This window comes from Streptomyces sp. NPDC034099 (assembly GCF_055575415.1).
In genome coordinates, this window is record NZ_JBVISR010000004.1 from 31,168 (window position 1) to 43,850 (window position 12,683).

Here is a 12,683-nt window from a genome sequence, read left to right on the forward strand (position 1 = left end):
AGGCCCCCGGGCGGACGAATCCACCCGGGGGCCTCGTGAGGGGGCAGGCGGCGGGCCGCCGTGAGGTCAGACCGCCTCGGCGACCGGTGCCTTCGCCGTGGCCGGGCCGCCGCCGTCGCCGTCGGCCGGGGCGTCGGCCGCCTTCGGGCCCGCGCCCTTCAGTGGGACCTCCTTCACGAAGACCGCCGCGACCAGCGCGAGCACGGCCACCGCCGCGCCGAGCAGGAACGCGCCGTGGGTACCGGCGGACACCGCGTGCTGGTAGGCGTCGCGGACCGCCGCCGGGAGCGCCTCCAGTGCGTCCGCGGTCAGCGTCGCCGACTGCTCCGTCGCCCGGGAGCCGCCCGAGGGGGCCCGCTCGGCCATGACGTCCTGGACGCGGTGGTTGAACAGCGCGCCCATGATCGCGACGCCGAAGGAGGAGCCGAGGGTGCGGAAGAGGGTGGTGGAGGAGGACGCGACGCCCATGTCCTTCATCTCCACGCTGTTCTGCGCCACCAGCATGGTGATCTGCATCAGGCAGCCCATGCCGAGACCGACGACCGCCATGTACAGGCCGGAGGTGAAGCGGGTGGTGTCGGTGTCCATGGTCGACAGCAGGAACAGGCCGACCGTCATCAGCGCGCCGCCCGCCACCGGGAAGATCTTGTAGCGGCCGGTGTTGGTGGTGACCCGCCCGGCGACCATCGAGGTGACGAGCATCGCGCCCAGCATGGGCAGGAGCAGCAGTCCGGAGTTGGTGGCGGACGCACCCTGAACCGACTGCTGGTACAGCGGCAGGAAGAGGGTGGCGCCGAACATCACGAAGCCGACGATGAAGCCGATGAAGGACATCAGCGTGAAGTTGCGGCTGCGGAAGATGTGCAGCGGCACGACCGGCTCCGCGGCCTTGGTCTGCCAGAACACGAACCCGACCAGCGCGGCGACGCCGATGCCGATCAGCTCCATGATCCGCGCGGAGGTCCAGGCGTACTCGGTGCCGCCCCAGGTGGTGACGAGCACGATGGCGGTGATGCCGATGCTGAGCAGTGCCGCGCCGAGGTAGTCGATCCGGGCCTCGCTGCGCTTCTTCGGCAGGTGCAGTACGGCGCTGATGGCGACCAGCGCGACCAGGCCGAGCGGCAGGTTGATGTAGAAGGACCAGCGCCAGCCCCAGTGGTCGGTGATGGTGCCGCCGACCAGCGGTCCGCCGATCATCGCCAGCGCCATGACGCCGGCCATCATGCCCTGGTACTTGCCGCGCTCCCTGGGCGGTATCAGGTCGCCGATGATCGCCATCACGCCGACCATCAGACCGCCGGCGCCCAGGCCCTGGATGGCGCGGAAGCCGATGAGCTGGCCCATGTCCTGGGCCATGCCGCTGAGCGCCGAGCCGACCAGGAAGATCACGATCGACGTCATGAAGACGCCCTTGCGCCCGTACATGTCGCCGAGCTTGCCCCACAGCGGGGTGGAGGCCGCGGTGGCGAGGGTGTAGGCGGTGACGACCCAGGAGAGGTGCTCCAGGCCGCCCAGTTCACCCACGATCGTCGGCATCGCGGTGCCGATGATCATGTTGTCGAGCATCGCGAGCATCATCGCGATCATGAGGGCGAGCAGGACGACCCGCACGCTCCTCGGCTGCTTGCCGGCGCCGGCCTCGGCGGCCACCGCCTCCGTTTTCTCGGCCATTTCTCCTACTCCCCCAGCTACCGCTGTGCCACTTGCCACTTACTTGCCGCCCGGCAAGCTGTCTACACTGGGGAAGGTAGACGCGTAACTAGCCGGGCGTCAAGTAAGTTTTTCGGAAAGTGCGCGGGGCAGGAGGTGCGTAGGAGGATGGGCGGCACAATGAACGGCACCAAGCAGCAGCGACGCCGCGGGGACACCCGCCAGCGCATCCAGGACGTGGCGCTCGAGCTCTTCGCGGAGCAGGGGTACGAGAAGACCTCCCTGCGCGAGATCGCCGAGCGCCTGGACGTGACCAAGGCCGCGCTCTACTACCACTTCAAGACCAAGGAAGAGATCCTCGTCAGCATCTTCGAGGACCTCTCCCGGCCGCTGGAGGACCTGATCGACTGGGGTCGGGAGCAGCCGCACACCCTGGAGACGAAGCAGGAGATCATCCGCCGCTACAGCGAGGCGCTGGCCGGCGCGACACCGCTGTTCCGCTTCATGCAGGAGAACCAGGCGACGGTGCGGGACCTGCGCATCGGCGAGCTGTTCAAGAACCGGATGTTCGGCCTGCGCGACATCCTCATGGACCCGGATGCGGACCTGACCGACCAGGTCCGCTGCGTCACCGCGCTGTTCACGCTGCACGCCGGGATGTTCGTGCTCCGGGACCTCGAAGGCGACCCCGAGGAACAGCGTGCCGCCGTTCTCGAGGTCGCCATCGATCTGGTCACCCAGGCCCACCGGGGAGCCGCGGGCGCATAGGGGGTGCCTTCAGGCACCGTCGCCTGGGATCGGCCTGATCCGGACGGCACCCCTGGCCCCGTCCGTCAGACGGTCACGCCCTTGCCGCGCAGGAAGGCGACCGGGTCCACGGCCGAGCCGTAGTTCGGGGTGGTGCGGATCTCGAAGTGCAGGTGCGGACCGCTGGAGTTGCCGGTGTTGCCGGACTTGGCGATCGACTGGCCGGTCTTCACGATCTGGCCGATCTTCACGTTGATCTTGGACAGGTGCGCGTACTGGGAGTACGTGCCGTTGCCGTGCTTGATGACGATCGCGTTGCCGTAGGCGGGGCCGTCACCGGCGCCGTTGCCGCCGGCCTTGACCACGGTGCCGCCGTGGGCGGCGACGACGTTGGTGCCGATCGGCACGGCGAAGTCCTGGCCGCTGTGCTTGTGCGCCCACATGCCGCCGTTCTGGGCGAAGCTGGCGCTCAGCTCGTACTTCTTGACCGGGTCAACCCAGGAGGCGGCCTTCTTCTTGGTGGCCGTCTTCTTGGCGGTGGCGGTCTTCTCGGCGGCCTTCTCGGCCTTCGCCGCCTTGGCCTGCGCCGCGGCCTGGGCCTCTACGGCGCTCGCGGCGGCGTTGGTGCTGGGGGCCGCCGTGGTGCCGGTGGCGGCCGCGACCCCGGCTCCCAGTGCGACCGAGGCTCCGAGGCCGGCGGCCAGCACCGCGGCGCGGGTGCGGATGGTCGTACGGGAAGAACGGGACGTGACACGCGGGAACATTCGAACCTCATGGGGACGGGTGCAGAGGAATGCCCACCGGCGGGACGCACCAGGCGCTCACCGGGCGGGCTCAACCTTGGTAACCCGGCGACCCCGAACCGCACAAAGGTGTGACCTACGACCCTATTTAGTACTTCAGAGTGAAACTTCATGACCCACACCAGAGCGGCCATTTTGGACAAAACCAGCTCAGAGCCCCGAATAGCCCCCGGTCGACCACTCCGTTATGTCCGTTTTCGTAGTTCTTGTGAACGCCACTATTCCCCGTAGTACACACCGATCGGCCTGTGCGGCACATCACCGGCCGCCCCGACCGAAGGGCCGGTGAATGTGACCGGGGCTACTCCCGTTCCGGCTAACCCGCCCCCCGCGCAAGGGGGTTCACCTAGGCTCGGAGCATGGTCGACGTCACAGCACTCGGGGCCCGTGTCGCGTCCGGCGCGGTCGCGCCACTGGTGCGCCGGCTCTTCGTGCGGGACGGGCCGGGAGCGGGACTGGTGGACCGTCCGGTGCGGATATCGGCGCTGGTGACCTTCCGGGGCGAGAAGCGGAACGTCACGCCCAAGGACGTCGACAGGATCGCCGGGGAGCTGGTCCGCCGGGCGCTGGCCGCGGCGGGACCCGGCGAGGAGCCCGTCGACGCCGCCGAGGCGACGGCCGTCAAGGACGCCCTGGCCCGCACGCTCACCCGGCTCGGCGAGATCACCGTCGAGGACTTCGAGGCCGTCGGGCTCGGCCCCGAGCGCTTCGCCCGCGAGCTGGGCGCGGGCGTGCCGCTGGCCCCCTACGGGCTCGGCGAGGGCGGCACGCTGCTGTACGAGCGGCTGCTGCACACCGCCTCGCTGCACATCCTGAACTTCCTCACCCAGCGCTCGACCTACGTCGCCCGGCAGCAGACCGTCCAGACGCAGCAGCTGTCCCGGCTGGTGCGGGCCGCCGACGTCCTGCTGGAGCGGCTGCCGTCCCAGTCGGCCGAGGACGCCGGGTTCGAGGAGCGTTACGCGGACCACGTCGCCGCCCGGTACGGCACGCTCACCATCTACGGCCTGGACGCCGGGACGCGCGAGTGGCCGCTGGACACGGCGTACCTGAGCCTGGAGGCGACCCGGCCGCGGGCGGGGCGGGACGGGCGCCGGGACCCGGAGTACCGGGTCGTGGCCGCCGAACAGGTGCTCGCCGGGCACGACCAGGTGTTCCTGCGCGGCGTCGCCGGGTCCGGCAAGACGACCCTCGTGCAGTGGCTGGCCGTCACGGCGGCGAGCCGGGTCTACGACCACGGCCTGACCCACCTCATCGGGCGGGTGCCGTTCGTGCTGCCGATGCGCCGGATCGTGCGGCCGGGCGCCGAGCTGCCCTTCCCCGGCGACTTCCTGCGCGCGGTCGGCTGCCCCGTCGCCGGGGAGCAGCCGCCGGGGTGGGTGGAGCGCGTCCTGCGGGCCGGGCGCGGGGTGCTGCTGGTCGACGGCATCGACGAGATCGCCGGAGACCGCCGCGGTGCCGCCCGGCGCTGGCTGCGCGAGCTGGTGCGGGCCTTCCCCGGGAACCTGTGGCTGGTCACCTCGCGGCCCTCGGCCGTACCGGAGGACTGGCTGACCGCCGAGGGCTTCCACGAACTGGTGCTCGCCCCGATGGGCCGCGACGGCGTCGCCACCTTCGTACGGCGCTGGCATCGGGCGGCCGAGGTGGACCCGTCCGTCGGGGAGTCCCTGCTGGCCGCCGTGCGGGGCACCTCGGAGCTGAACGGGCTGGCCACCAACCCGCTCATGTGCGGCATGCTGTGCGCCCTCCACCGCGACCGGCGCGGTTTCCTGCCCCAGGACCGCAGGTCGCTCTACGAGGCCGCCCTGACCATGCTCCTGGAACGCCGGGACCGGGAACGGGAGCTGCACGGCTCCGACGGGGTGTGCCTCGCCTTCGCCACGCAGGTGCAGCTGCTGCAGAAACTGGCCTGGTGGCTGATCCGCAACAGCCGGCAGGAGATGGACCGGGACGAGGCGCTCGGCATCGTGGACCGGGCGCTGCCCGCGCTGAACCTGGCCGACGCCGGCGGGGAGGAGGTCTACCGCGCGCTGCTGCTGCGCTCCGGGCTGCTGCGCGAGCCCGCCGAGGGCCGGGTGGACTTCCTGCACCGCACCTTCCAGGACTATCTCGGCGCCCGGCTGGCCGTGCAGGAGATGGACTTCGACCTGCTGGTCAACCACGCCCACCTGGACGAGTGGGACGACGTGATCCTGCTCGCCCTCGCCCATGCCCGGCCCAAGGAGGCGGAGCACATGCTGCGCCGGCTCACGGAGCTGGGCACCTCGCGCGGGACGCTGCTGGCGGCGGCCGGGCTGCGGTACGCGGCCGAGGTGGAGCCGACGGTGCGCCGGCGGGTGGAGGACGGGCTGGCCACGCAGGTTCCGCCGGCCACCTTCGAGGGGGCGCGCGAGGTGGCGCGGGCCGGTGGCGATCTGGTGCTGGGGCTGCTGCCGGGGCCGGAGGACGGCATCGGCAACAGCACCGCGGCACTGGTGGTGCAGACGGCGGTCAGCGTTGGCAGCGAGGCGGCGCTGCAGTTCCTGACCCGGTTCCGGGACCACCCGAGCAACGACGTGCAGTTGTTCCTCGCAGCGTCCTGGAACCGATTCGACCGCGAGCAGTACGCGCGGGACATCCTCGCGCACCTGCCCCGGCAACACACCGTGGACGTCCACACGGTGGATGATCTCCGCACACTCCGCGCATTGGGTGGTTGGGAGAACGTCCTGGTCCGTGGCGCCTACCGGGTGGAGGACCTCGTAGAACTGATCGTGCGCGAGCGGCTCACCCATCTCCTGCTGGAGGCCCCACATCCGGTCGAGGGGCTGACCTGGTTGTCAGCCTTCCCCCGCCTCGAAACCGTCTCGGTGTTCTCGGATCCGGACGAGACATGGGCCCGGCAAGTGCCGCCCGGCGTGCGGCTCCAGTACCTGGCACACTCCTCGTCCGTCGACCACCAGGGGTAACCCACATCCATGGATGCCGTCGTCCGCACCCCCTCCCGTCTCGCCGCCCCCCTCGTCCACCGGCTCTTCCGCGACCCCGCCCGGCCACCGGTGTTCTCCGAACCGGTCCCCGGTCTCGTCACCTGGCGCGGCGCCACGGCCACGGCCACACCGGACGACGTCCACCGCACCGCCGCCGACCTGGTGCACCTCGCCGCCGAGCGGCATACCGCGCCCACCGCCGAACTGGCCCCGGTCGTCGACGTCCTGGCCCGCACCCTGCTCGCCGTCGCCGAGGTCGACGTCACCGACGCCGACGCCGTACGGCTGGGGCCGCAGGACTACGCGCGGCGGTTGCGGGGCGCCGTGCAGGGCGCGGACCGGGAACTGTCGCCGGACGCGGCCTGGTTCCACGACGCGCTGCTGGTCTCGGTGTGCCTGCACGTCCTGCACCACCTGGTGCGGCGCTCCCCGTACCTCCAGCGGCACCTGCCGGGGCGGGCGAGCCGGATCGCCCAGCTGGTCGACCAGGGCGACGCCGAGGCCGGGGCACGGCAGGCCGAACGGCCCGAGGACGACGTGGCGTTCGAGGCCGAGTACGCCCAGTGGGTCGCCCGGCAGCACGGCTGGCTGACCATCGTCGGCGTGGACTTCCCCAACGCGCCCGACCGTTGGCCGCTGGAGGAGACCTACCTGAGCCTGGAGGCGGAGGAACGCAGCGGCGGCGTGAGCGGCGCCGAGGACGAGCAGCGCACCGTGCTGCTCGCGGACCGCGCCCTGGTGGACCACGAACGGGTCCTGCTGCGCGGCGGCGCCGGCTCGGGCAAGACGACCCTGGTGCAGTGGCTGGCCGTGGCCGCCGCCCGCGAGGGCTCCCGGGTCCCCTTCGTGCTCCCGGTACGCAGTTTCGCCCGCGAGGGCTTCCCGGCCCCGGACGACTTCCTGCACGCGGTCCGGCACCCGCTCGCAGACCGGGCACCGGAGGGATGGGTGGTGCGCACCCTGCTCGCGGGCCGGGCGCTGCTGCTGGTCGACGGCATCGACGAGGCGCCCGAGAAGACCCGCGGCGAGCTGCGCGACCGGCTCCGCCGGCTGCTGCGCGTCTTCTCCGGCAACGGCTGCCTGGTCACCTCCCGGCCCTCCGCGGTGGCGGAGGGCTGGCTGTCGGGGGGCGGACTGGCCGAGGAGGACTTCGTCGAGCTGTCCCTGGCGCCCATGTCACGGGACCAGGTCACACGGTTCATCCGGGACTGGCACTCGGCGGCCCGCCTCGACGAGCAGAGCCGCTCCGCGGGGCCGCGGGAACGGGAACGGGAGCGCAGCACGCTGGACGAGTACGAGCAGCGGCTGCTGCACTCCGTCCGGATCTACCGCGAACTGCGCCAGCTCGCCACCAACCCCCTGATGTGCGGGCTGATATGCGCCCTCAACCGGGACCGCGCCGGTTCCCTGCCCAGCGGCCGCAAGGAGCTGTACGACGCGGCCCTGGAGATGCTGCTCCAGCGCCGCGACCCCGAACGGGACGTGCTGTACGCCGACGACGTGCGGCTCCAGCAGAGCACCAGGGAACGGCTGTTGCAGAAGCTGGCGCACGCCATGCTGGAGGAGGACGCCTCCGAGCTGCCCCGCGAACGGGCCGTCGGCATCCTGGACGCCGCGCTGCCCGCGATGCCCGCCGCCCGCGCGCAGGGGGACGGCGCGAAGATCTTCCGGCATCTGCTGCACCGCACGGGTCTGATGCGCGAACGGTCGGGCGAGTCGGTCGACTTCGTCCACCGCACCTTCCAGGACTACCTGGCCGCCAAGGAGATCGTGGCCCGCGGCCGCTTCCCCACGCTGGTGGACCACGCCCACCAGTCCGAGTGGGAGGAGGTCATCCGCATGGCCGCCGCGCACGCCCGCCCCGAGGAGTGCGCCCAGTTCCTGGAGCGGCTGCTGGCGCCCGCGCCCGGGCTGCGCCGCCCGCAGATCAACCACCGCCGGCTGATGGCCGCGGCCTGCCTGGACCACGTCACCGAACTCGACCCGGCCGTCCAGCGCCTCGTCCACGACCGCACGAAGAACCTGGTGCGCCCGACCACGGAACTGGCCGCCCGGGGACTCGGCTGGGTCGGCCCGATCGTCCTGGAGCTGCTGCCCGACCCGGGCCAGGTCCCCGACGACCGGCAGGCCCTGCTGCTCGCCTACACCGCGACCCGCGTCCAGGACGACGCCGCCATCGACTACCTGGTCCGGCTGCGCTCCCGTGCCGCCCTGCCGGTGCGCACCGAACTGGCCCGGGGCTGGCGGCACTTCGACACCGAGCGGTACGCCCAGGAGATCATCGCCCATCTGGACCCGGACGACCTCTACTTCCCGGTCTCCGACACCGCCGAGCTGACGGCCCTGCGCGAACTCGGCGGGCGTCCGCGCATCCAGGTGGCCGGGGTGATGCGGGCCGAGGAGCTGCTGGCGGGACTGCTCCCCGACCAGCTGACCCACCTGTGGCTGAACGCGGAGCTGCCGGACACGGACGTCTCGTGGCTCTCCGGCCTCCCCCGGCTGCGGGTGTTGCGGGTCAATCCCCGCCTGCCGCGGGTGCGGAACGTGCCGGACGGGGTGGAGATCACGGCGTAGCCGCAGGCCGGAGAGATGACTACTGCTCAGTAACCCAATCGTTGCCGACCGGCCACTTGCTGGGGCCAGCATGCACGCGACAACTTTGTGCCGTCAGGCATCCGCGCAGGCATGAGAGGACCCCACCCCCCATGACCGACCAGACCGGACAGACCAGACAGACCCGGCGCACCTGGTGGTGTGCCGCGGGCACGGCCGCCGTCACGGTGGCGGCGCTCACCGCGACGGTCACGCCGTCCGTCGCCGCACCGGCCGAGTCCACCCCGCCCGCGTCGGTGACGGCGGCCGCTGCCGCCGACGTCGACTACGGCACCTGGCAGCGGGACTGCCGTGCCGTGATGGACGCGGCACTGCCGTACCTGAAGGAGCGGATCGCCGACTCCGCCCCCGGCGAGAAGCAGGCCGTCGTCCTCGACATCGACAACACCTCCCTGGAGACCGACTTCGGCTTCAGCTACCCGCAGCCCGCCAACCGGCCGGTCCTGGAGGTCGCCGAGTACGCCCAGGAGCACGGCGTCGCCCTGTTCTTCGTGACCGCCCGCCCCGGCATCATCGAGGTGCCCACCGAGTGGAACCTCGCCCACGCCGGGTACGAGTCCTCCGGGCTGTACGTCCGCGGCTTCCTGGACCTGTTCAAGGACGTCGCCCAGTACAAGACCGAGCAGCGCGCGAAGATCGAGTCCCAGGGCTACACGATCATCGCGAACATCGGCAACAGCGCCACCGACCTTTCGGGCGGCCACGCCGAGAAGACCTTCAAGCTCCCGGACTACGACGGTCAGCTGTCCTGACACGGGTGTGCTGACGCCGGATAGGCTCCCGTGGTCGATCGATCACGGGGGTGGCGCATGGAACCGGCGGTACTCGGCGGGAAGTTGGCGTCCAGCCTGGTCGCCCCGCTGGTGAAGAAGCTGTTCGTGACGGACGGCCCCGGCGCCGGACTGGTCGACCGACCGGTCCGGCTGACCCGCCTGGTGTCCTTCCGGGGCGAGCAGCGCACGCTGGGCGAGAGGGAGGTGCGGGGGCTCGCCGGGAAGCTGGTGGCGGCGGCCCTGGACTCCCCGGGTGAGCCGCCCTTCCCGCCCGACGAGACCGGCGCCGTCGCCGACGCCCTGGCGGCGCGGCTCCTCGCCCTGGGCGACCTGGACATGGACGACGTGCAGGCGGTGCGCCTCGGGCACGGTGAGCTGGCCGCCGGGCTGCGTCGGCAGGCGCCCGGTTCCGGCAACGGACTCTCCACCGACGCCCGCTACTTCCTCGACTCGGCGACCGAGTGGGCCTGCCTGCACATCCTGGAGTTCTTCACCCGGCGCTCCACCTTCGTGGCGCGGACGCTGGTCGCCCAGGCCCGGGGCCAGGCCGAGCTGATCGCGAAGGTCGACGAGCTGATCGCCCGCGTCCCCCGCCCGGACGCCCGCGACACGGCGTTCGAACGCCGCTACCTGCCATACGTCGCCGAGCAGCACAACCGCATCACCATCTACGGCATCGATCTGCGCGACTCGCCGGACCGGTGGCCGCTGGAGGTCGCGTATCTGAGCCTGGAGGCGACCGCGGATGAGGAACGGAACGCGGTGCTCCCGGGTGAGTACGCCGACCCCGAGCGCACCGTCCGCCTCGCCGCCGAGGACGCCCTGCGCACCCGCGACCGGGTACTGCTGCGCGGTGACGCGGGCTCCGGCAAGACCACGCTGGTGCAGTGGCTCGCGGTGACCGCGGCACGGGACGGGGACCGGATCCCGTACGTACTGCCGCTGCGCACCCTGATCCGGGCCGGCGCGCTGCCCTCCCCCGCGGCCTTCCTCACCGCCGTGGGCTGCCCGCTCACTCCTCCGGAGGGCTGGGCGGAACGGGTGCTGGGCGCCGGCCGGGGCCTGGTCCTCGTCGACGGCCTGGACGAGATCCCGGCCGCCGAGCGGCACCGTACCCGCGACTGGCTCCTCGCCCTGGTCCGCGCCTTCCCCGGCAACCGCTGGCTGCTCACCTCCCGCCCCACCGCCGTACGCGCCGACTGGCTGACCGCCGAGGGCTTCCGGGAACTGTCCCTCACTCCGATGCGGGAGCCTGAGGTCGCGACCTTCGTGCGGCGCTGGCACGCGGCAGCGGAGGCACCCGAGTTCGAGACGGGGCTGCTGGACTCCCTGCGCACCAAGCGCGACCTGACCCGGCTCGCCACCAACCCCCTGATGTGCGGCCTGATCTGCGCCCTGCACCGGGAGCGCCGCGGCTACCTCCCCACCGGCCGCAAGGAGTTGTACGACGCCGCCCTCACGATGCTGCTGGCCCGCCGGGACCGGGAGCGGGGCATGGAGGCGGTGGAGCTGAGCGAGGAGGCCCAACTGGAGCTGCTCCAGCGGCTGGCGTACGCGCTGGTGCTGAGCGGGCGCACGGAGATGGCGGTTGAGACGGCCGAGGGCATCGTGGAGCGCGCGCTGCCGTCGGTGGCCTCGGCGGCGGGGCAGGGCGACGCGGCGACGGTCCTGCGCGCGCTGGTCCTGCGCAGCGGGCTGCTGCGGCGGCCCGGCGAGGGCACCCTGGACTTCGTCCACCGCACCTTCCAGGACTACCTGGGTGCCCGGTACGCGGTCGAGGAGGGCCACCTCGACGTCCTCGCGGGCCGCGCGGGCGACACCCAGTGGGAGGACGTCATCCGCATGGCGGTGGCCCACGCCCGTCCCGGCGAGCGGGCGGTGCTGCTGCGCCGCCTGCTGGCGGAGGACACCCCTCGGCTGACCCTTCTCGCCCTGGCCTGCCTGGAACACGCGACCGCCCTGGACCCGGCGGTGCGGGCGGAGGTGGAGGCACGCGCGGGGGCGCTGATCCCGCCGGGATCGAAGGAGGACGCGAAGGCGTTGGCCGAGGCGGGGCCGTTGGTCCTGGAGCTGCTGCCGGGCCCGGAGGGACTGACGGACGCGCAGGCGCACGGAGTGGCGGTGACGGCCTCGCTGCTGGCGGAGCAGGAACCGGGCGGGGCGCTCGCGGTGCTGCGCCGGTTCCGGGGGCACGCGGCTCTCCAGGTGCGGCGCCAGCTCGTGGGGACGTGGGACCGGTTCGACGCGCGGGAGTACGCGACGGCAGTACTGGACCATCTTGGTCGTGCCGACCTGGTTCTCACCTGCACGACGGCTGCGCAACGGGCGTCGATCACCGGAATGCGGCCATGGAACCGCCTGGAGTTCCGGGGGGCTCACAGTCCGGCCGACATCATCGCCTCCGTACCGGATCCGGAGGCCGTCGAGTCGCTGCACCTCGCGGACAATCCCGAGCTGCTCGACGTCCGACAGCTGTCAGCGTTTCCCTCGCTCCGACGCCTGGATCTGGCGCATTGCGCATCGGCCCGGGGCTTCGAGGCGCTTACGGCACTTTCGCTGACGAATCTCGTGATCTTCGGTGTCGCGGACCCGGTCGGTCTCCGGGAGCTGGGGTCGCTCCAGAGACTGACCCTGGCGCAGCCGCTTCCCGGTACCCGGCTCACTGACTCCCTCCCGGTTTCGGCACCCCTGAACTTCCTGGCGCTGGGGCCTGACACCACAGAAACCACAGGACTTCGCGGGCTCTCCCACTGGAGCACACTCAAGGACCTCAGCCTGGCGCTCACCACGCCGCTCACCTCGGCGGACTGGGCCGAAGCAGGCGCGCTGCCCCTGTTGACGGGCCTGTACTTGAACGCCATGCTCTTCGCGGACCGTCTGGGCCCCCTACCGGTCATGCCCCGCATCACACACCTGTGTCTCACAGCCCTGCAGGGGCACGAAGACGTCTCCGTCCTCCCGGCCCGCCTCCCCGGGCTGCGCTCCGTACTGATCCAGCCCGCCCCCGGTGCCCTCTTCGACACCGCCCCCTTCGCCGCCCTCTTCCCCAACGCCGAAGTGACAGTGGACGAACGCTGACGCCGCACGGCAAAGGGGCTGCCCGGGACCGAAGTCCCGGGCAGCCCCTT

The 12,683-nt window shown here is 71.9% G+C and carries 7 protein-coding genes; 5 read left to right on the forward strand and 2 right to left on the reverse strand.

The window, feature by feature from the left end; all coding sequences use genetic code 11:
* Positions 1 to 66: 66 nt before the first annotated feature.
* Positions 67 to 1,671, reverse strand: a complete 1,605-nt coding sequence (locus tag ACZ56V_RS12475; protein WP_398918301.1) for an MDR family MFS transporter — start codon at positions 1,669 to 1,671, stop codon at positions 67 to 69.
* A gap of 147 nt (positions 1,672 to 1,818) precedes the next feature.
* Between ACZ56V_RS12475 and ACZ56V_RS12480 the strand changes: the two genes are divergently transcribed.
* The gene (locus tag ACZ56V_RS12480) at positions 1,819 to 2,418 is read left to right on the forward strand and encodes a TetR/AcrR family transcriptional regulator (RefSeq protein ID WP_356370523.1); all 600 of its coding nucleotides are present in this window, start codon (positions 1,819 to 1,821) and stop codon (positions 2,416 to 2,418) included.
* 65 nt (positions 2,419 to 2,483) lie between these two features.
* On the opposite strand, the gene ACZ56V_RS12485 is transcribed toward ACZ56V_RS12480, so the two are convergent.
* Positions 2,484 to 3,161 carry a M23 family metallopeptidase gene (locus ACZ56V_RS12485; protein ID WP_468941716.1) on the reverse strand — a complete coding sequence of 226 codons (678 nt, stop codon included), beginning with the start codon at positions 3,159 to 3,161 and terminating at the stop codon, positions 2,484 to 2,486.
* A 398-nt stretch (positions 3,162 to 3,559) separates the two neighbouring features.
* On the opposite strand from ACZ56V_RS12485, the gene ACZ56V_RS12490 reads away from it, so the two are divergent.
* The 4 genes from ACZ56V_RS12490 to ACZ56V_RS12505 all read left to right on the forward strand — a co-directional run bounded on the left by ACZ56V_RS12490 (position 3,560) and on the right by ACZ56V_RS12505 (position 12,633).
* Positions 3,560 to 6,148 (forward strand): NACHT domain-containing protein, encoded by a 2,589-nt coding sequence (locus ACZ56V_RS12490; protein ID WP_468941719.1) that lies wholly within the window; start codon positions 3,560 to 3,562, stop codon positions 6,146 to 6,148.
* A 9-nt stretch (positions 6,149 to 6,157) separates the two neighbouring features.
* Positions 6,158 to 8,743, forward strand: a complete 2,586-nt coding sequence (locus ACZ56V_RS12495) for an NACHT domain-containing protein (protein ID WP_468941722.1) — start codon at positions 6,158 to 6,160, stop codon at positions 8,741 to 8,743.
* A 131-nt stretch (positions 8,744 to 8,874) separates the two neighbouring features.
* Positions 8,875 to 9,534, forward strand: coding sequence for an HAD family acid phosphatase (locus ACZ56V_RS12500; RefSeq protein WP_467384695.1), 660 nt, complete (start codon positions 8,875 to 8,877; stop codon positions 9,532 to 9,534).
* Between the two features lie 57 nt (positions 9,535 to 9,591).
* Positions 9,592 to 12,633, forward strand: coding sequence for an NACHT domain-containing protein (locus ACZ56V_RS12505; protein WP_468941725.1), 3,042 nt, complete (start codon positions 9,592 to 9,594; stop codon positions 12,631 to 12,633).
* Positions 12,634 to 12,683: the final 50 nt, after the last annotated feature.

Coding starts and splice junctions, on each gene's coding strand:
- ACZ56V_RS12485 (WP_468941716.1), bottom strand. CDS start 3,161: ATGTTCCCGCGTGTCACGTCCCGTTCTTCCCGTACGACCATCCGCACC.
- ACZ56V_RS12475 (WP_398918301.1), bottom strand. CDS start 1,671: ATGGCCGAGAAAACGGAGGCGGTGGCCGCCGAGGCCGGCGCCGGCAAG.
- ACZ56V_RS12480 (WP_356370523.1), top strand. CDS start 1,819: ATGGGCGGCACAATGAACGGCACCAAGCAGCAGCGACGCCGCGGGGAC.
- ACZ56V_RS12495 (WP_468941722.1), top strand. CDS start 6,158: ATGGATGCCGTCGTCCGCACCCCCTCCCGTCTCGCCGCCCCCCTCGTC.
- ACZ56V_RS12505 (WP_468941725.1), top strand. CDS start 9,592: ATGGAACCGGCGGTACTCGGCGGGAAGTTGGCGTCCAGCCTGGTCGCC.
- ACZ56V_RS12490 (WP_468941719.1), top strand. CDS start 3,560: ATGGTCGACGTCACAGCACTCGGGGCCCGTGTCGCGTCCGGCGCGGTC.
- ACZ56V_RS12500 (WP_467384695.1), top strand. CDS start 8,875: ATGACCGACCAGACCGGACAGACCAGACAGACCCGGCGCACCTGGTGG.